The 21,551-nt window shown below is 35.3% G+C and carries 9 protein-coding genes; 4 read left to right on the plus strand and 5 right to left on the minus strand.

Annotation, left to right across the window (positions count from 1 at the left end):
* Window positions 1-123: 123 nt before the first annotated feature.
* Window positions 124-1,665, minus strand: coding sequence for a glycine--tRNA ligase (locus K6T82_RS12520; RefSeq protein WP_223706217.1), 1,542 nt, complete (start codon window positions 1,663-1,665; stop codon window positions 124-126).
* A 98-nt stretch (window positions 1,666-1,763) separates the two neighbouring features.
* Between K6T82_RS12520 and K6T82_RS12525 the strand changes: the two genes are divergently transcribed.
* Window positions 1,764-2,444: a ComF family protein gene (locus K6T82_RS12525; RefSeq protein ID WP_223706218.1), complete on the plus strand. Its 681-nt coding sequence runs from the start codon at window positions 1,764-1,766 to the stop codon at window positions 2,442-2,444.
* Between the two features lie 4 nt (window positions 2,445-2,448).
* Here K6T82_RS12525 and K6T82_RS12530 read toward each other — a convergent pair whose 3' ends face one another.
* A complete protein-coding gene (locus K6T82_RS12530; RefSeq protein WP_223706219.1) occupies window positions 2,449-5,127 on the minus strand; it encodes a zinc-dependent metalloprotease in 2,679 nt (892 codons plus the stop codon).
* Between the two features lie 197 nt (window positions 5,128-5,324).
* On the opposite strand from K6T82_RS12530, the gene K6T82_RS12535 reads away from it, so the two are divergent.
* The 3 genes from K6T82_RS12535 to K6T82_RS12545 all read left to right on the plus strand — a co-directional run bounded on the left by K6T82_RS12535 (window position 5,325) and on the right by K6T82_RS12545 (window position 7,828).
* Window positions 5,325-6,254, plus strand: a complete 930-nt coding sequence (locus tag K6T82_RS12535) for a bifunctional riboflavin kinase/FAD synthetase (protein WP_223706220.1) — start codon at window positions 5,325-5,327, stop codon at window positions 6,252-6,254.
* A 115-nt stretch (window positions 6,255-6,369) separates the two neighbouring features.
* Window positions 6,370-6,807: a hypothetical protein gene (locus tag K6T82_RS12540; protein WP_223706221.1), complete on the plus strand. Its 438-nt coding sequence runs from the start codon at window positions 6,370-6,372 to the stop codon at window positions 6,805-6,807.
* Between the two features lie 154 nt (window positions 6,808-6,961).
* Window positions 6,962-7,828 (plus strand): cupin-like domain-containing protein, encoded by an 867-nt coding sequence (locus K6T82_RS12545; protein WP_223706222.1) that lies wholly within the window; start codon window positions 6,962-6,964, stop codon window positions 7,826-7,828.
* 52 nt (window positions 7,829-7,880) lie between these two features.
* Here the strand turns inward: K6T82_RS12545 and K6T82_RS12550 are convergent, their stop codons facing one another.
* The 3 genes from K6T82_RS12550 to K6T82_RS12560 all read right to left on the minus strand — a co-directional run bounded on the left by K6T82_RS12550 (window position 7,881) and on the right by K6T82_RS12560 (window position 21,409).
* The gene (locus tag K6T82_RS12550; RefSeq protein ID WP_223706223.1) at window positions 7,881-12,092 is read right to left on the minus strand and encodes a T9SS sorting signal type C domain-containing protein; all 4,212 of its coding nucleotides are present in this window, start codon (window positions 12,090-12,092) and stop codon (window positions 7,881-7,883) included.
* A gap of 483 nt (window positions 12,093-12,575) precedes the next feature.
* A complete protein-coding gene (locus K6T82_RS12555; RefSeq protein WP_223706224.1) occupies window positions 12,576-16,430 on the minus strand; it encodes a T9SS sorting signal type C domain-containing protein in 3,855 nt (1,284 codons plus the stop codon).
* Window positions 16,431-16,579: 149 nt separating this feature from the next.
* Window positions 16,580-21,409, minus strand: a complete 4,830-nt coding sequence (locus tag K6T82_RS12560) for a T9SS sorting signal type C domain-containing protein (RefSeq protein ID WP_223706225.1) — start codon at window positions 21,407-21,409, stop codon at window positions 16,580-16,582.
* Window positions 21,410-21,551: the final 142 nt, after the last annotated feature.

Consider the following 21,551-nt stretch of genomic DNA (forward strand, 5'->3'; position numbering starts at 1 on the left):
TACAACAAAATGTTGATACAAAATGATGAAAAGCAAAAAACATCGATAAAATACGTGTTTTTTAAAATCAAAAATCCCAAACTCCTTTACGGAATTTGGGATCAATACTATAATTTGTAAAGATTACATTTTCATTAACCAGTTTTTCATCGAAACTTCATTTTCGATTATATCTCTTAATTCTGAAATTTTTACACGATCTTGTTTCATAGTATCTCTATGACGAATTGTTACCGTTTCGTCTTCAAGCGTTTGATGATCAACCGTAATACAGAATGGAGTTCCTAATGCATCTTGTCTTCTATAACGACGACCTACTGCATCTTTTTCATCATAAGAAACATTGAAATCCCATTTCAAATCTTCGATGATTTTTCTTGAAATTTCTGGTAAACCATCTTTTTTCACCAATGGCAATACCGCCGCTTTAGTTGGCGCTAAAACTGCTGGCAATTTTAAAACTGTTCTTGTAGAACCGTCTTCTAATGTTTCTTCTTTTAATGACGTTGCAAAAACAGCCAAGAACATACGATCTAAACCAACTGAAGTTTCTACTACGTAAGGAACATAGTTTTCGTTTAATTCAGGATCGAAATATTGTAATTTTCTTCCAGAATATTCTTCGTGTGCTTTTAAATCGAAATCGGTACGAGAGTGAATTCCTTCCAATTCTTTAAATCCAAATGGGAAATTAAATTCAATATCAGCTGCTGCGTTTGCGTAGTGAGCCAATTTCTCGTGATCATGGAAACGATAGTTTTCTTTTCCTAATCCTAAAGATAAATGCCATTTCAAACGAGTTTCTTTCCAGTATTCATATGATTTCATTTCTTCTCCAGGACGAACGAAAAATTGCATTTCCATTTGTTCAAACTCACGCATACGGAAAATAAATTGTCTTGCTACAATCTCATTTCTAAATGCTTTACCAGTTTGAGCAATTCCAAAAGGAACTTTCATACGACCAGATTTCTGAACGTTTAAGAAGTTCACAAAAATACCTTGAGCCGTTTCTGGACGTAAATATAAATCCATTGCATTTTCTGCAGATGCACCTAATTTAGTTCCGAACATCAAGTTAAATTGTTTTACCTCTGTCCAGTTTTTAGAACCCGTTTCAGGATCTGAAATTTCTAGTTCTTCGATTAAAGCTTTAACATCAGCTAAATCTCCGTTTCCTAAAGAACGTCCTAAACGCTCTCTAATTTCTTTTTCTTTAGCCAAATATTCAATTACACGAGCATTTGTAGTTACAAACTCTTGTTCGTTGAATGCATCACCAAAACGAGCTTTTGCTTTGTCAATTTCTTTTTGAGCTTTTTGGTGAATTTTTTCAGCATGATCTTCAACCAAAACGTCAGCTCTATATCTTTTTTTAGAATCTTTATTATCAATTAATGGATCATTGAACGCATCAACGTGGCCTGAAGCTTTCCAAGTTGTTGGATGCATCAATATTGCAGCATCAAGGCCGACAATATTTTCATTCATCTGAACCATTGATTTCCACCAATATTCACGGATATTCTTTTTTAATTCGACTCCATTTTGTGCATAATCGTAGACTGCACTTAATCCGTCGTAAACTTCGCTTGACGGAAAAATAAATCCGTACTCTTTTGCGTGCGAAACCACATTCTTAAATATATCTTCTTGTTTTGCCATAGTGATGCAAAAATATAAAAAGTACCATTAAAAAAAAGAAAAATAATAAAGTTTGAAGCAATGATTTTGCTTTATTTGTAAATAAAATCTTTCTTTTAATGATTAATTACCTAATAAATCTGTTTTTCCCTAAAGTCTGTGACGGATGCCGCTCTATTTTACTTCAAAATGAAAATGTTTTCTGTACGAGTTGTCGTCATGAAATGCCTCTTACTCAATATCATTTAGATCCAAAAAATGAAGCTAAAAAAAAGTTCTACGGCAAAGTCGATATTCAATTTGCAGCAGCATTTTTATATTTCAACAAAAAAGGAATTGTTCAGGAATTAATTCATAACCTAAAATACAAAGGCCATCAAGAAATTGGAACCGCTTTGGGAAATTGGTATGTCGAAGATTTAAAAGAAATTGTTTTAGATACTCCTTTTGATGCCGTAATTCCGGTTCCGCTTCACAAAAGAAAATTTAAGGAACGAGGTTATAACCAAATAACCACATTTGGAAAAGCAATTGCAGAAGGTTTTAATATTTCTTTTAATGAAAATCTTTTATTCCGAAAGGTTTATTCTAAAACACAATCCAAAAAAAATCTCTTAGGAAGATCGGAAAACATCGAAAATATTTTTGATGTTGAATTTACCGAAATCGACCATAATAAGCATTTTTTACTTGTAGATGACGTTCTCACAACCGGCGCTACAATTGAGGCTTGCTCTAGGGCTTTATTAAAAATTCCGGGCGCCAAAATAAGTACAGTTTGTATTGCAATGGCGCATTAGAAAATTAATTGACTATAATTTTTCTTACCGTTCTTTTTTCGCCGTCTGTAATGGTTACGAAATAAACACCCGCAGGAACATTTGGCAATTGAATATCTTGAATAAAATAGCCGGAACCTTGGAATGTTTTGTTGTACACATATTTTCCTAAAATATCGTGTACATAGACTTTAATATCTTTCACAGAATCTCTTGCAAACTGTATCGTAAAATTCCCTTTATTCGGATTTGGAAATAAAGCAAAATCTACATTCTGAAAATCTTCTGTATCCAGCGTATACGTTGTATTACAAATGTTTACAGAAGCTGAATTTATGGTTCCTAACATTCCGACAACATTATCGCGAACTCTAAAAGTCCAAGTTCCCTCAGGATTTTGACCATTAAAAGCACTTAAAGCGCTGGCAGGAATTACAATCTGACTCGTTGTTGTACTACAATTTAAAGCATTTCCGCTATCATCAAACTGTAGCGCAAGTGTTGAATTTGTGCTGCCACAACTTTTGTTAAACAAACTTACCACTGTCCCACTTGGGCTCACGATCTGCATTTCCAGATCTGAGAATCGTGCATGAGTCACATTTACGGTAACATTTACATCTGAAATTGTTCCTGTTGAAGACGGAACTGTAATTGTTTTATTTATAAAAGTTGAACTATTTCCTGTCGAATATCCACCTTCGAAATTATAAGTAGAACAGCTTGTAGTAACATTGTAACCAATTGCAAATGGGGTTTTATTGACAGCATAATAAATATTGTTAACAGGCTCGATCAAAAGTCTGCAATTTGTAGATGGTGTAATTCCCGTCGGAATTAAAACTGTTTCTGATCCGTCATTCAAGGTATTTGAAGCCAGAACGGTAGGAAATGTCAAACCTCCATCTAAAGACAATCTAATATTAACGTTTGCCGATCCTGGAAGTGTATTGGTATTATTTACACTCCAAGTAACGGTTTGTGTGGAACCTTTTTCCCATCCGATATTGTCTGTGTTTTGAGAAGTTACAGCAAATGGCCCAGCTGCAGCACTTACTGTCACAACCATTGCATCTGTACTGGTTTGAGCCGTATATTCTGCTGTGATATCTCTTCCCGTTAAGGTAAAATTCATTGTTTTGGCAATAGAAGAAACAGATTCCCAAGTTGTTGTTAACTGATTATTTAATACAGAACTTAAAGCTGGCATATAACGAACTGGAGATGCAGTTGGAGGAAACGATCGAAACATTGGTCCGTCTGGTTTGGTTGCATACGCAATACTATTTGCACCCGTTGTTGTTATGGCGCTATCAAATTGCTCCCAGGTATAGGTTATAGAATTACCTTCAGGATCTGTACCTGTTCCGGTTAAAACAAATGGCGTACTAATTGGAATAGTATAATCTGCCCCTGCATTAATAACGGGTGGATTATTAGCAATAACTGTTGTCACCGCACAAGTTTTTCCTGCCAAATTATTCTGTATCTGATTGATACTTCCGTAAGAGAAATAATCATCAGAATTATTCTGAATATCGTAAGTTCCGGTAACTCCGGCATATCCCATAATGGTCGAACCACTTCCCGGCTCATAATGCGTTCCTAATCCTTCTGCTTTATAAGAAAAAGTATGCGTTCCGCCTAGTTGATGCCCCATTTCATGAGCAACAAAATCAATATCAAAAGTATCTCCTAATGGTCTTTGGTTAGATGGAGAAGTATAAGCACTTCCTTTTCCCATTGGAATACTGGTTGTTGGACTCACACAAACACATCCGATACACCCCGAATTTCCGCCTCCGCCAGATGCTCCAAACAAATGCCCGATATCGTAATTTGCTTCTCCAATTACATTTGTCAAAGTAGTTTGAACTTCCTGACCCCATGTACCACCCGGATCTGCAGTTCCAGCCGAAGCGTTAGAATACGGGTCTGTAGTGGCATTGGTATAAATTACGGCATCGTTATTGGCAATCAAAACCAATTTTACAGAAAGATCTTTATCAAAAACCCCATTTACTCTTGTCATTGTCGCATTCATTCCAGCTAAAGCGCCCTCTTTTGTACCGCCAAAAAAAGCCGTGTATTCTCCCGTACAGGACAAAGCCAAACGAAACGTTTTGAATTGTTTAGCATTTGAAGCCGTTTTACCCATAGTCGAAGATTGGCTTTCTGAGATTGAATTGATAGTTTTACAATCTAGACGCATTTTTGAATCGGCATTGTCTGCAGATTTAAACAATACATATTCCGATTTATCATCAGGATTTTGCTCAATAAATTCTGTTGGTTTTTCTACGCGGAAAACCATTGTCTGTATTCCTATCGGTGCAACACTAAAATGTATTTTAGCACTTTTATCGTCTATTCCTATTCCTTGATACGCTCTAATTTCAGGATATTTTGCCTGCAATTCCGGATCAAAATTAGAAGATTCCCAAACCGAAAAACGCTCTAAACTTCCATCATAATTTGGAATTGTTATTTCGGCAGTATTACTTTTTGAAGTTTTATTTGTTGCAGAAACCAATTTTGAACTAAAAAGTTCTGCATTTAATTTATAATATAATTTGTTTGAATCTGAAGCACTTACCTTTCGCGTAAGCGAAGAAGAATTTACTTTTTGCCACAAAACAGTACTCTGAGCGTTAACGCCGGCACAACAAAAAATAAAAAATAAATAAAGTAATTGTTTTTTCATATTTCGATCGGGATATAATATCAAAATTACTTTAATTAATTTTAAAATATACAAGATATAAGACAATTAACGCTTTTTAATCGACGAGTTGGTCTGTTTTCTCAAAAAGAAATCAGCAGAATAGTTAAAATTCGATTTAGCCAGTACTAAATTTAAGACAGAATAGTATAAATTTGCACCATCTTAAATAATTTGTTTTGAAGCTCTTTCATTCTATAAACGATTTTCAGTCAACCAAGAAAACTATTTTAACTCTTGGTACTTTTGACGGTGTACATATTGGTCACAAAAAAATTCTGGAAAGAATTACCCAAAATACAGAAGAAGGAAAGTATGAAAGTTTGGTTCTTACCTTTTTTCCGCATCCGAGAATGGTTCTTCAGGAAAAATCGGAAATCAAATTATTGAATACCATCAATGAAAAAACAAAATTATTGGAAGCAACAGGAATTGAAAATCTAGTTGTTCATCCGTTTAATGAAAGTTTTTCAAGATTGACTGCAGAAGAATTTGTTCACACTATTTTAGTCGATAAATTTCAAATTCAAAAAATCATAATTGGCCATGATCACCGTTTTGGACGTAATAGAACTGCCAATATTGATGACCTAATCGCTTTCGGAAAAGAATATGGTTTTGAAGTTGAACAAATTTCAGCGCAAGAAATCCAGGATGTTTCGGTAAGTTCAACCAAAATCAGAAAAGCTTTAAATGAAGGTAATATGGCTTTGGCAAACAAATATTTGGGATACGACTATTTCTTAAACGGAACTATTGTAAAGGGCAAACAATTAGGTAGAACAATTGGTTTTCCTACGGCAAATATTCATATCGAGGAAGATTACAAACTAATTCCAAAAGTTGGGGTTTACGTTGTTAAGGCAACTGTAAACGAAGAAACTGTTTTTGGAATGATGAATATTGGTTTTAATCCGACTGTAAATGGCGAAAAACAAACCATCGAAGTGCATCTTTTTGATTTTGAAAAAGACATTTATGATCAAAATATTGAAGTTTCGTTGTTGCATTATATTCGCGAAGAGCAAAAATTCAGTTCTGTTGATGCACTAAAAGAGCAGCTGAATCAAGACAGAACTGTTGCTTTGGATTTTGTAAATCTTCTTTAACAATCTGTTACACAGTTTTTCACTGTTTTTAAATCATCGTAGTTATTTTTTTAGTAAATTTGATAGAACACTGTTCTTCAATTATTTACTATTAACTTCTTTAAAAATAACCACTATGAAATTACCTAAAGAAATTACCAACGGTTTTCTGATTTTTCTCGGAATTGGCATTTATTTTTTATTGATGAATGTATTAGGTTTAGCAGATTTGTTTTATTTAAGAACACTCAATGTTTTCTTTATATTCTACGGAGTTAACAGAACAATGCAAATGAATCTTCATGAAGGAGAAACCAACTTTGTAACAAATGCCGTTTCTGCTATGACTACTTCTGTAGTTGGTGTATCGATGAGTGTATTTGGTTTATTGGTGTATAGTTATGCCCGAGGCGGAGACGCATATGTAAAGTCACTATCTGAAGCATTTATGTTCGGAGGAAATCCTTCAGTACCAACTTATTGTATTTGTTTATTGTTTGAAGGACTGGCTTCTTCAGTGATTGTCACTTTAATGATGATGCTTTACTGGAATAACAAATATGCGGCCGATTAATCTTTTCTATAATTTTTTTTAAACAAATTAATCATTACGAAACATTAAGGCTTCGATTCAATCAAAAATTTAGTCAAAAGAGTTAATCTATCTCGATAAACAATTTTAAATTGCTTGTAGCTCAATGTTATAAGCAATTTTTTTATTTAATAAAATGAAATTAAAACAAATAGAAAGGGTAAAAAAAATCTCAAAATCTGATTTTATTTCCCAATATGTAAAAAAACAAATTCCTGTTGTTGTTGAAGAATTAACCGAAGACTGGCCTGCTTACAACAAATGGAAATTATCTTATATGAAAGAAATCGCAGGCGAAACTGTTGTGCCTTTATACGACAATCGTCCTGTAAATCATGAAGATGGATTTAATGAGGCACACACCAAAATGAAAATGAGTGAGTACATCGATCTTCTGGAAGAGAAACCTACCAATTATCGCATATTTCTTTATAATTTGATGAAAGAGATTCCGTCCTTAAAAGATGATTTTCTCTGGCCGGATATTGGCCTAAAATTAGTAAAACAATTGCCAATGTTATTTTTTGGCGGCGAAAGCTCGAGAGTATTTATGCATTATGATATTGATTATTCTAATATTCTTCATTTTCATTTTCATGGAGAAAAACAATGTATGCTTTTTGCTCCCAATCAGTCAAAATACATGTACAAAGTACCTCATGCTTTAATATCGAGGGAAGATATCGATTTTGACAATCCGGATTATGAAAAATTTCCAGCGCTTAAAAACGCAGAAGGTTATATTACGAATCTTAAACATGGAGAAATGCTTTATATGCCTGAAGGATATTGGCATTATATGAAATATCTAACGCCTGGATTTTCTATGAGTTTAAGGTCTTTTCCAAAAAACATTGTCAACTTATCTAAAGCTGCCTATAATGTTTTCATAATGCGTCATTTCGATATTATGATGCGAAAAATTCAAGGTCAAAAATGGATTGATTATAAGAATGAAAAAGCCATACGGAATACAAATCAAAATCTCCAGCGAACATTCTAAAAAAACAAAAAAGCGGTTGAGTTAGTCCTCAACCGCTTTTTTATTTTACGACTTAAAAGGCTACCTTTTTGGTTATCGTATATCCGTTGTCTAATGTTATTTTTATTAGTAAGATCTGATAGGCAGGTTGCAAATTTGTAATTAGAAATTCTTTATTATTAATATCCTTTTTATGATACAACAACTTGCCGCCAATATCATAAACAGAAGTTTCTTTTAGATTATTGCTTTCAGAAATTGACTCCAGTTTAATCTTTTTATCTTTTACAGAAACTAAAACATTTTCATCAAGGCTGGCGAAACTATCGGTGCCTAAAGTGTTGTCGGTATAACGCAATACAAAACGCTCGCGAAAAACACCGCTTTGAGTTGTAAATGTATAGGCTCCCGTTCTAAGATTGTGTATCGTTTTGGTAACCTTATCCTGTAAATAAATTGCGTGATTACTCAAATTTCCATCTGAACGATCAATGGCAATAGTAAAATCTCCTGCAGTAGCAGATCTATAACCTAACGGAATGGTATCAGATTCGACAAAAGGTAGTGCACGTCCTTGAATGATTAATTTTTTGTCTTCATTTATGCTATAAAAATCCAACAATGGGTTTGCATCCAATGTAATACCGTCATAATTATCGTCCCAGAAATTAGTTGCGCCTTCTATATATCCCACTAATATTTGTTTATATGCTCCCTGTGTATTTGTCATATTAAGCCATACTCTATGTCTCTCGAGCTCTCCAATCGAAGATTTAAAAAACTGACTATTATAACCTGCAACTCTCATAGTGTTGGTAAAAACCGCTTTTTGTCCTGTTTTCGATTTTGCAATAAATCCTTGGCCGGCTGCAATATAACCCAATGGAGGATTCTGATTTCCGGGTGATGTTGCCCCATTACCTGTCATAGAACCAATGACTGTAGTTCCAGAAAGGTTATAGATTGCAAAATCATTATTTGTATAATAATAAACACCTTCTCCTGGCACTCTTTCGGTAGGAAGCGTATTATGTGTCCAAAAATACAAGGTCCCATAATAATTGGCTTGATTATCAAAAATAAATCGATCGGCATAAATAGCTGATGGATATGGATTACCTAATAAATTGGATTTTCCTGCTACAGCTGTCGGCCCTAAAATCGTTCCGTTGTTAGGCACCCCAATAAATTCTCCACCATAGATTTGAGTTGAAGTAGGATCGTAAGGTTGAGGCGCTCGAATACTATAACCATTTCCTTTAACCATTTCTTCTGTTCCATTTAGAATACTTACCCACGCCAAGTTTGGATCATATCTATAGTATTTGTCTAATAATGTATTTGGAGAAAGGTCGTGCAATGTAAACGCAGGAACTCTGGTAACAGGAGATGACCAATAGGTTAAATCTAAACGACGTATAGGTGTAGAATTTCTTCTATAAGTAATATTTCCTGTATTTACAGCTTCTGAAACCTGAACTAAACTGGAATTATTTTCGAAAATGAAAACCCCGTTTCCTAATACTTTTACCTCATTAGTAACCGTAAGGGTATTAGTACCTTGCACAATTATTGATCCATTATTCTCAACCGTTAATCTATTCGCAAAAAAGGACCCATTGGTTCCAGAAATAACCGGACTGGTTGTCATCGCAGGAATATCAACACAATCAGACGCTAGAGGAACTCCCGACGGAGTCCAGTTTGCCGGAGTAGCCCAATTAGCACTAACGCTACCATTCCAAGTTTTAACAATTAATGGATTTACAGTAACCAATACCGATGGAGATTGACAAAGTGTACTATTATTTCTCACTGAAACATTATATCCACCAGCTGTCAAACCTGTAAATATTCCTGTAGTATTACTAAAATTGGAACCATCAATACTATATGAAAAACCGGTTCCTGCCGCAGGTGAAGTAACAGTGATAATCCCTGAATTATCTGCACAACTTGGCTGCTGAGTAGCAGATGTTGTTGGTGCAACTGGCGAAGCAATTACACTTAACGAAACTGCCTGTGTACTAAAACATCCATTTGCGGATGTAATGGTCATCACTCCAGGATAAGTTCCAGCCGGAGTATTTGCCGGTACACTAATCGTATTAATATTTCCTGTTCCAGAAGCAAAAGCAAATGGAGTTGTATTCTGATCTGTCAATGTGGCCCAATCAATCGAATAACTTGTTGGTGTATTTGTTGTGGCACTATATGCTAAAGAAGTGGTCTGCACTAGTGTACTCGAACAAACTGCTGTTACTGTACCAGAAGTCGTAATTGTTGGAGTCGCCCTAACAACCAAAGAAACTGCTTGCGTGGATAAACAACCATTTGCATTTCTAATTGTCATTACACCAGGATAAGTTCCTGCTGGAGTATTGGCGGGCACAATGATTGTATTAATATTGCCACCACCAGAAGAAAAAGTAAATGGTGTAGTATTCTGAGCAGCCAATGTGGTCCAGGCAATCGAATAACTTATAGGTGAATTTGTGGTAGCAGTGTATGCTAAAGAAGCAGTTGCTGTGTTTTGACAAACAGTTAAATTTCCAGTAGTTGTAATTGTTGGAAGCGGATTGACTGTAATAGTAAAAGTATTACCGGTAGAAGAACAGTTATTCGCATTTTTCACTACAAGCGTTCCCGTGTAAGTTCCCGCCAATGTACCTGCTGGAACTGGTATCGTAATCGAACCGCCCGTTAAAGTTGCATTTGAAACTGGCGCAAAAGTATTCGTTGGGTTTCCTGCAGACCAAGTTATACTATAGGCATTGGGTGCATTAGTTGGCGAACTATAAGTCAAAGTTGCATTTTGTACTGCCGAATTAAAACAGACCGAAGCATTGCTAACCGCAATTGTTGGCAATTCATTTACAACTACATTAAAATTAGCTGAAGTAGATACACATTCTCCCGCATTTTTCACGATAATTGTCCCAACATAAGTTCCTGCCGCAGTCCCCGCTGGAACAGCAATAGAAATCGGACTAGCTGGCAAAGGTGCATTATTCACCGCAGCAAAAGTATTCGTCGGTGATGTAGCCCATGTAATACTATAGGTTGTTGGAGCATTTGTTGCCGTATAATTTAATGCCGTAGACTGTGCACTCGCACTTCTACAAACTGCAGCTACAGACCCTAATGTTATTGTAGGAGGTAAAGCACTAACACCAATTGTAAAAGTATTTCCTGGACCTGAAATTGCACTTGTACAGTCCTGAGAAGCTATATTCGTTACTGTAATTGTACTGCTACCTGCAGCAGTTAATCCAGTTGCTGTAAAAGTACCTTTTCCGCTTCCATCGTTGATAACCATTGTTGCTGTCGAGGCAGGTCCTGAAGGAAGACTTTTAGTATAAGTTACAACATAACTACCGTTTGGTAAAGTCGTAGGTGTACCTGTCAATTCAACCAAAGAGGTAGTTCCATTTGCCAAACAAACATTGGCAGCTTTCATAGTGGTAAAACTATAGGTTTTACAAGTATATGAAAGGGTCATATGACCAGCAGCACCGGCACCTCCATTCATTCCATTTCCCGAACTGACAGCACCGCCACCGCCACCGCCATAAGTAGCTCCTGGATTTCCAGTGAAACTTGCCAATATTAATGTGTTAATTACAGCTCCACCAGCACCTCCACCTCCAGCTGTATTACCTGCGGCACCACCACCACCAGATGCAAGGCCTAAACTTACTGCAAAAGTACCTCCTGCTGTTCCGCTGACACCATTTGCCGTTGTTTGATTTCCTACAGCAAGAGGAGCAAGAACTCCTCCTCCTGATCCACCATTGGGTGGATTACCATTTCCACCAATACCTCCGACACCTCCGGGGGCATAAAAAGAAGAATTAAATCCGGTTATAAAAGATGCACCTCCATTCGCACCATCACCAGTGCCTATTGCTGTTGTTCCTCCTACGTTGATAGTTAAAACCTGAGATGGCTGAACAGTAATTGTTCCTTTTGCGTAGGCACCACCACCACCACCACCACCGCTTCGACCAGATAAAAATGCAGCACTGGCACCACCACCTGAACCACCAGCTCCCCATCCTTCGACGGTTATGCTTGTTAGTCCAGCAGGAACAGTTAAGCTACCATTGGATGGAAACTGACGAACTATATTTTGTGCTGTTAAAGGATTGCAGAAGAAGGATACAAACAAAATCAGAAGCAACCTTAATTTGAAAAGTATGTCAATTTTTTTTTGCTTTTCAATAATTCTTTCGAAAGACAAAAACTTTTGAAGATTAAACTGTATAAGTAATTTTTTTTTCATCTTGTGGTATTTTAATAATTGAAACATAAATTCAAACTCAATACAAGATCAATTGAAAAATCAGGAAAATTTAAATACCAAATAGTCTGAATGATAAATGTTATGCCAATTTATCATTGAGAACTATTTCCAGAATTTTGAATATTGCAATTTTCCAATCAACTTTTAGGCAGATAAAAATGATTTAGGCGTGATAAAAAAAATATAAAAAAGGCTTAACAAAAAAGCACTTTAGTCGATTTAAAATGCATTTTGTCGACTAAATACTACAACAAGGTACGATTTTATTTACATTGAAATTGTAATTGTAGTATTAAACTTTAAATTTTAACACCTAAATTGAGGAATTTATAAAAAATAGGAAAAAACTGTTAATTTTGATTTTAAACACATTTAAAATACTGATTATCAAAATTGTAAAATAAAAAAAGCCTTTTACTTATGAAAAATGTAAAAGGCTTTTTTAATTGGTACAAATCTATCTTAAAAGAGTATTTTCTTTGAAATTATGCTTCCGTTTTCTAAAAGCACTTTGACAAATAAAACTTGACGTACAAATAATTTTTGAACTGTTAATTTTCTTTCTTCGATCTTATCTTTTCTGTACAATTTCTTACCAGAAACATCATATACAATCACTTCTTTTAAATTTTCATTTGATGATTCTATGACAATTATTTGATTATTAACCGACACAAAAATCTCGTCCGGTTTTTTCTCAATATCATTTGTATGGAGCTGTTTATCATCAAAAATAATTAGAAATCGATTGTTAAAAGTTCCTGCTTCAGACTCAAACTCATATGCTTTTTCGCTAAGATTATGGATTCTATTTAAAGTCTTATCGACCAAAAAAATGTGCTTTTGATCAAAAAATTGATCTTGCTGCTCTTTTTCTAATTTAAAAATACCTTTGTTGGCTGTTTTATACCCTAAAACAATCGAATCACTTTCTACAAATGGCAATGCTTTTCCTTGAATTACGAGTTTTTTATTTTCCAAAAAGCTATAAAAATCAAACATCGGATTTGAGGATAAAGATTCTGCATCATAATTAAAATCCAAATCATTGGAAGCACCATCAATGTAACCAACCAGAATTTGTTTAAAGTTTCCTTCCTGAGTTTTTAAATTGAGCCAAAAACGATATTTTTCTATTTCGTTTATGGTTTTCAGGTCTTTCGCAGGTTTAAAAAAGGAACTATTGTTGCTTGAAATTCTCATTGCGTTGTTAAATTCTAAAGAACCAATTTCATTTGATTTCAAAAAGAATCCCTGACCCGAAGCAATTGTTCCATCTGGAATGACATTATTAACTCCAAAACTAGAAGCCTTACTTGTTCCAACTCCACCCAAAAGATTGTAAGTTGCAAAATCATCATTTGTATATTGATTACTTGTCAGTGGAGTGTTGTGTGTCCAAAAATATATTGCTCCTTTTATTTTGGTCAAGTTCTGCTTTAAGAAAGCATCTGCGCTCATGGCGGAAGGATACGGATTACCGACCAAATAGCAACGATTAGCAAACTCAACATCAACATAAAATTTTCCATTATTCGGAATTCCTTTAAAAATCCCTTCAAATACAGTTCTTTCGGTTATTGAAAAATTTTGTGGAGCTCTAATACTATACCCGTGGCCAGGCTTCATTATCATCGAGCCCCTTAAATCTGAGACCCAACCGGAAACAGGGTTGTACCAATAAAATTTATCCAGCAAAGTCTCAGGAGAAAAATCAATCATTTTTTGATTGTCGACGGGAGAAGACCAATATGTCAAATCATATCTAAGCAGAGGATTTGTCTTTCTTTTTAGATTGATAATTCCCGTATTGATTATCTCATCATCGTTCTGATAAAGACTCGCGGCATTTTCAAGCACCAAGGTACCGAAACCGGTATAGGCAAACTCAATGGAAAGTGTATTGTTTTCTAGTAACGTAACTATTTTATCCTTTTCTATATGGCATCCGCATATTGAGGTTGTGGTAAGATTTGGATAATTTTCATTAAAAAAAACATCTTTACCCACAGATGGAAAACCGTTTGACCATGAAATTCCGTTCCAGATGGTGGTATTTACACAAAGTTTCAAACGAGCAATTCTGTGCTTTGAAATTCCTGAAACTGAATTAAAATTACCTCCAATTAACAAGCGATAATCTTCGGTAAAATTCATTGAAAAAAGAGTATTATTTAAAGGTGCTGAAAACGAATTATCATAAGAGCCCGATGGCAATAATCGAATTAATCTTAAAGCTGTTACATCTTTATAAGTTCCAGAAAACGTTCCTCCGACCAAGATTCTGTCATCTGGCTGTATCAAAATAGTTCTAACATCTCCTTTGTTGAAAGCAATTCCTGAATCAAAAGTATTGTCTAGACTTCCATCATTGTTTAAACGAAGTATTCTCTTTTGCGAACTTCCATCGAAAGTTAAAAATGATCCTCCAACTATAATCTTTTGATTCGTTTGTAAAGCGATCGTATACACATTTTTATCAAAACCGGCTTTGATATTAAAATTAGAATCGATAGTTCCATCCGAATTTAAACGAACCAAACCTGCAAAAGGCAATCCGTTAAAAGTTTTAAAATGACCACCAACCAAAATCTTTCCATCTAGTTGCAACACTACACTTTCGATGATATTATCTGCACCTGAACCAATATTAAAATCCGAATCTTTTGTACCATCAGGAAGTAATCTCACTATTCTGTTTGTATTAACTGTAGATCCGTTGTATTTTGTAAATGCACCAGCAGCAATTATTTTAAAATCAGATTGAACTGCTATTGTATATACCTGACCATTAAACCCTTCTCCACTAACAAAAGAGTCGTCAATGGATCCATTTTGCAAAATCCGGACAATTCTATTATTTAAAACATCATTATATTTTGTAAAATTACCTCCCACAATTATTTTCTGATCGGTCTGTAGAACAGTCGTTTTGACCAGGTTGTTTGCCCCAGACATTCCTTCATTAAAAGAAGTATCTATGGAACCGTTTTCTAAAAGACAAACAATTTTTGAAACCGCAACGCCATTAAACTTTTTAAAATTTCCGCCAACAATAATTTTTTTATTTGGAAGTGGTAAAATATTCAAAACAGAACTATCAAATCCGATTCCTGAAGACAAATATTCAATATCATGTTCTCCCTCATTACTAATCTTAACCAATCTCCCTTGATTTTGTCCGTTAAAAACAGAAAAGGAACCTCCGGCGAACCATGAACCTTCATCATCAAATTCGAGCGCTAAAATGGAAGCTGAGGCGGGTCCTGAACCAATATCAAAATCCGGTTTCGCTTTTCCGTCAGGGTTGAGAAAAACCAATCTGGTAACTGGTGTAGTATCATAATAACCAGTAAAAGAACCTCCAATCATTATTTCATCATTTTGGTTGATTTTAATTACTTCAACTCCTCCTTTGCCAAAACCCGTCCCGGATATAAAACTTGGATCTATGGTTCCATTTTCATTTAAGCGAATAATCCGATTTGCATCTATAGAATTGTAAGCTGTAAAATCGCCTCCTAAAACAATCTTTCCATCTGATTGCATAGCAATTGCATTAACATCATCATTAAAACCATTTCCGGTTGCAAAACTTGTATCGACACTTCCGTTGTTATTTAAACGAATTATTCGATTCGCCGGCGTCCCATTAAATCCTGTAAAATTTCCGGTAAGAATTATTCTTTGATCATGCAAAATTTTTACATGAGTTACATTTGTGGCTGATCCTGAATTAGTGAGAAACGAATTATCTAGTGAACCGTTGGAAAATAAACGGGCAATTCGATTTACGGTAACTGAGTTATATTTTGTAAAACTGCCTACAATAATTAGTTTTCCATCCGATTGTAAAGCGATATCATAAACAATTCCTGTTGTGGCCCCAATTTTTGTATCAAAACTTGGATCGTAAGTTCCATCTGCATTTAAGCGTATGATTCTTCCGGCGCTGATTCCGTTGTACATTGTAAAACTTCCTCCAACTATAATTTTACCGTCGTCCTGCAAGATTGAAGAATAAATTTTTCCATTAAATCCAGTTCCCGTATCGAAACTTTCGTCTATTGAGCCATCGGGATTTAAACGGGTAAGATACGAAACCGGAATTCCGTTTAGACTTAAATAATCTCCGCCGACTATGAGGTTTCCATTTCTTTGAATTAGTAGTGTTCGTACTGTACTATTAAAACCGTCTCCGTTTTCTCCGTTATCTACAACATTAAACGAATTATCGACTTTGCCTTGCTGTGCAAAAACTATTGCTTGTAAAGAAAATAAAATCAATATCAACAAATAAGGTAACTTTTTAATCAAAACAATATAATTAAAGTTAAAAAATGTAAGAATTAAACTAAAATTATAAAGGATAGTTAAATTCTACAATACCTAGATTTAGGGATATTGCCAATAAAAAAAGCCCATTCTACAATAAGAATGGGCTTGGGGTTTATGTTTGTTTTTTATTATAAATTAGAGTAAATAACTTTTTTACTAAATGAATACCCATTCTCTAAAGTCACTTTTACCAATAAAACCTGATTACTTGAATTTAAATTTGAAATCACTAATTCAGATGAATTGACATTGTTCTTAGTATACATTAATTGTGCTCCGACATTGTAAATGCTCACTTCTTTTATTTCCTCTTTAGAAGAATTAATTTTTAACACTTTATTTTTTATCGAAACTACAACACTGTTTTCAAGATCTTCAAACTCTTCGTTTCCTAATGTTTTAGAAGTATAACGCAGTTTGAAACGATCTGTAAAAGTCCCTATTTCTGTTTTAAACTTATAATTTTCAGTACGTAAATTTATTATTTTACTTGTAGTCAAATCTTCCAAATAAACTTCCTGACTATCGAAAAATCCATCAGCGTCTTCAATTGCAATGGTAAACTCTCCAGCAATTGTTGTTTTGTATCCTAACGGAATGACATCTGTATTTACAAACGGAAGCGCTCGTCCCTGAATTGTAAACTTTTTAGATTCATTGATCGTGTAGAAATCCACATAACTATTAGAAGACATTGTCGTAGCATCATAATCAATATCAATACCGTTTGTTGCCCCCTCAATATATCCAAGTAGCAATTGTTTATAAGCACCCTGCGTATTGGTAAAACTTAGCCAGATACGATTTCTTTCCAAATCATCTGCATTATTGTTTTTGTAGAATTGTGAGTTGTTACCCGCTCTACGCATTGAATTAGTGAAATGAATAACTCCTCCCGCTGGTGGTTTTGCCAAGAACCCTTGTCCTGCTGCTATGAATCCGTCAAAGTTTCTTCCATTAAGCATGGCTCCTGCAGGTCCAGAAAGGTTATATGCTGCGTAATCTGTACTACCATAGTAAAAGTTTGTATCTCCTGGAGCTCCACTTTGTATAGGAAGTGAATTATGAGTCCAGAAATATACTGTCCCTACACCTGTATTTCCGGTAATAAATGCATTTGCGCTTACTGCCGAAGGGTACGGATTACCGATTAAATTAAATTTTCCTGATACTACAGTTACATCGACGTTTCCGTTATTCGGAACCCCTACAAACCTACCAATGAAATCTGCAGGCGTCGTAGGATCAAAATATTGTGGAGCCCTGATGCTATAACCTATTCCTTTTTCCATAGGCCATTCTCCGTTAAGCTTGGAAACCCAACCCAAAGTAGTATCATAAATGTAATATTTATCTAATAAAGTATCTTCCGATAAATCATGCATTGTAAAACCACCAACTTTTGTAAGCGGATTTGACCAATACGTTAAATCCATACGTCTTACAGTTATCTTTCTTTCGTATGTAATATTTCCTGAATTGGCAACGTCTGTAGTTTGCATTAAACTTGATTCACTTTCAAATGTCAATTGTCCATCGGTTGTTACAGCATTGGTAATTACCAAAGTTACTTCCTTAGGAACTGTGACATTTATACCTGGATTGATGGTCAAAGCACAACCGTTTACAACTGGTGTACCAGAAGGGAAAGGCGTACCGACGTTTGAATTAATTATAATTCTTTTTGTACTATCTGGATTTCCATTTGACCATCCTGTCGCCGTCCATGTTGTCGATGAATTATCGCTAATTGTTTGTACAGCAGTAGCTGCCGATACACAAGTATTCGGAGTTTCGACTGTAAAAGTATAGTTTCCGGCAGCAAGTCCCGTTATTTGACGAGATGCTCCTGTACCTGTTATGGTAGAAGTTGCTGATCCTGGCCCTGTTTGATTTATTGTCCAACCTGAAGCCGTTAAATTTCCTAATGTTATTGTTCCTGAACCCACACAATCGATATTAGTTTTGTCTAATATTGTTGGCGTTCCTTGTATTTGTTTTACTGTAATTACTGCATTTCCTGACATACCAGATGCAATAGCACTACAATTGGCATCACTTAAAGCTGTGATAGCATAGGTTGTAGTCGTTGATGGGCTAACAGTAGCTGTATAAGGATTTGTACTTGTGGTAAAAGTACCCGATGTTGCTCCGTATGTATAAGATATGTTCCAAGGTGCTGTACCTGTCAATGCTACAGAAACTGTTGTACTTTCTCCGTTGCATATTGTTCTTGTACCACTTACCGTTGAAGTTGGTCTTTCATTAACTCTTATTAATATTACTGGTGAAATATTTGTACATCCGCTTGAAGTAACAACTCTTCGGAAATAAGTAGTCTGAGTTAAAATTCCAGGCGAATAATTCTGCACATTACTACTCGGTATAGGTGCAAAACTTCCTGAAGTTCCCGTTGTACTACTTTCCCAACGATAAGTATAACTTCCCGGACCTGTTGGTGCACTTCCTGAAATAACTCCTGCATCTGTTCCATTACAAACTGGCTGAGAGTAAGAAGCTGAACCTCTATAACGTTTACCAGTTCCGTAACAAGGATCTCCAAAAGTATCATTATCTGCTCTGAAAGTTATTGTGTTGGAATTACCCAAAACCCTTCCTTCAGTTACCGATTGACTTGTAAGAGAATGACAAGTAGCTCCTACTGCATAAGAACCACATCCACCACTTGGTAAACCATAGCTAGCAAAAGTAACGGTATTGAAATAAGTTCCAGCCGGAGCAGTAAAAGCAACCGGATCATTCTCATTTACTTCTACACAAACTGATCCTGATGTACCATTATTATATGTTAGAACATTATTTCCAATACCAACAATGATATTACCACTCGCAGTTGCTACAGTACAAGAGTTACCCGTTGTTGTTATAGAATAACTATACACATCAATTACTGTTGGAGTACCACTAATTGTTAAAGTATTACCTGAAACGGAATAACTTACACCCGGTGGAAGATTCGACACAGTTGCATTTGTCGCACCACCGCCTAAAGTAAATGTAATATTACTCATGGCACTGTTTTGACAAACAGTTTGATTTACTGCTGTCGTTGCAGAAATAGTGTGGACTGGATTTACTGTAATGGCACCAGACACAGCGCTTGTAGTTGTACAATTATTAGAGTTTGTAACAATCGCATAATAGTATAATGTACCAGAAGTTGCACTAGACGGAGTATAACTGTTAGTTGTTGCACTTGAGTTAGCATTTTGAACTAATGTTCCTCCAGTATTTGAATTTGTGGTATTGCTATACCATTTGTAATTTGAAATTGTACCACTTCCTGCTGAAGCCGTTACAGATAATGCCGTCATAGCAGCATTTATACATACCGTCTGACCAGCCGGAGATGGCTGACTTAAAGTAGGACCTGAAACTACTGTTACTGCTAAATTTTTAACTGCAGTTGTCCCGCATGCATTTGTTGCTGTTACTCCAATATTCCCATTTTGTCCAGAAGTTCCTGTAGTTACTGTAACAGTATTTGTACCTTGTCCTGCTGTTATTGACCATCCTGTTGGAACTGTCCAAGTGTAAGATAAAGCATTTGTTGCTGTTACAGAATAAACCTGACCAGCTAAAGAAGGACACTGCGTTACTGTCCCGCTAGTTGGCGTTGTTTGTAAAACCGGCAAAGCAGGACTTGTTGTAATAGTAACTATATTGCTATCTGCATAGGTACATCCTCCTTTTACTCCGTTAACATCTGCCATACTACTGGCAAAAGTTACTACTCTTTTATAACGTTTCACAACATTTACAGATGTAGTTGTTGCAGGTGGATCATATGTTCTTCCTGTTGCACCTGCTATATTTGTAAAAGCACTTCCGTCTGTTGAAATTTGCCACTGAAAATTTAATTGAGGATTCTGCAAAGATGCATCACTAGAGCTATATTGCAAAGAGCCTCCAATTACCGCAGGATCGCCACCTGAACAAAAATTAACTGTAGCCGGTGCTGTAATAGTATTAGAATTGGAATCAAATGGAACCATTGAAAAACCAACGACATTACTTCCGGAATTTTCATAATAGTCCAGAATAAAATTATCATTTCCTGTCAAACGGACTAGAACATTACTGTATGTAGTTGAACTTTGCTGAACCCACCTGTCAAAAATTTGTGTTCCATTTAAAGATAACCTAATTCCATCATCTCCTGTTATCGAGACAATATAACATCCTGATTTAGTAGTATTCATTTTATATCTCACAGCAAAACCTTCTGTATACATTTGTGCTCTTTGGACATCATCTGAATATACCGGAAAACAAGCACCATCACCACCAAAGTTTTCATTTATAGTTTCTGAGGAAACATTATAATAACCTGCATAATTTGCAAGACTAAAAGGCTCCGGTGTAGAGCCACCTGCATTATAAATATGTCCAACCCAAGTATTTGATGCCGTTTCATTTTGGGTTTCTTGTGTATTTCCTAAAGAATTTAGCGTAATCGTTAATGCTCTATTTCCAGATCCATTTGTTGAACAAGTACCATTAGTCAACAAAACTTTTATTTGCCCGCTAATTGTTGATGTCCAAGAAAGATTGGTCCCACTACCTCCAGAACTATACCCAGCTGATCCAAAATTTACGTTTGTCGCTGCATTAAATAATGTCAAATTTTCATTTCCACTAAATGCATTGCCGACAGCAAAAGTATAATTAAAGCCCTTTATAACATTTAATGTAACATATTGTCCAGATGAAACATTTGATGTGTTTATCGTATTAGAATTATCTATACAAAAGCTATATACCGATCCAACTTGTGTAGCTCCACTAGGATATGAACATTGCCCATAATTTTTTGAGAACACAAAAAACAGCATTATGCAAGTAACACTTAAGCTTGGATTTAAAATCTTTCTCGAAGTAAGATCAAAGATTCTTAAAAATAAAAAGCGAATAAACAAAAGTAGTTTTCGTTTCATATCAATGTGGTATTTATTTTAAATTTGTTTTTGGTTGCTAAAAAGCAAAAAGGGCATTTTCTTTTGAAAAAGAGTGTGTTTTTTTATCTTTTTTCAGTCAAATTTAAAAGTTAAAATCCTGTTTATTAGCGGGATTACAAAT

This window comes from Flavobacterium potami (assembly GCF_020026915.1).
In the GTDB taxonomy this organism is placed as follows: Bacteria; Bacteroidota; Bacteroidia; order Flavobacteriales; family Flavobacteriaceae; genus Flavobacterium; species Flavobacterium potami.

Bases quoted from the DNA above. Each gene is read 5' to 3' on its own strand.
- K6T82_RS12520 (WP_223706217.1), bottom strand. From the start codon at position 1,665: ATGGCAAAACAAGAAGATATATTTAAGAATGTGGTTTCGCACGCAAAA.
- K6T82_RS12525 (WP_223706218.1), top strand. From the start codon at position 1,764: ATGATTAATTACCTAATAAATCTGTTTTTCCCTAAAGTCTGTGACGGA.
- K6T82_RS12530 (WP_223706219.1), bottom strand. From the start codon at position 5,127: ATGAAAAAACAATTACTTTATTTATTTTTTATTTTTTGTTGTGCCGGC.
- K6T82_RS12540 (WP_223706221.1), top strand. From the start codon at position 6,370: ATGAAATTACCTAAAGAAATTACCAACGGTTTTCTGATTTTTCTCGGA.
- K6T82_RS12545 (WP_223706222.1), top strand. From the start codon at position 6,962: ATGAAATTAAAACAAATAGAAAGGGTAAAAAAAATCTCAAAATCTGAT.
- K6T82_RS12550 (WP_223706223.1), bottom strand. From the start codon at position 12,092: ATGAAAAAAAAATTACTTATACAGTTTAATCTTCAAAAGTTTTTGTCT.
- K6T82_RS12560 (WP_223706225.1), bottom strand. From the start codon at position 21,409: ATGAAACGAAAACTACTTTTGTTTATTCGCTTTTTATTTTTAAGAATC.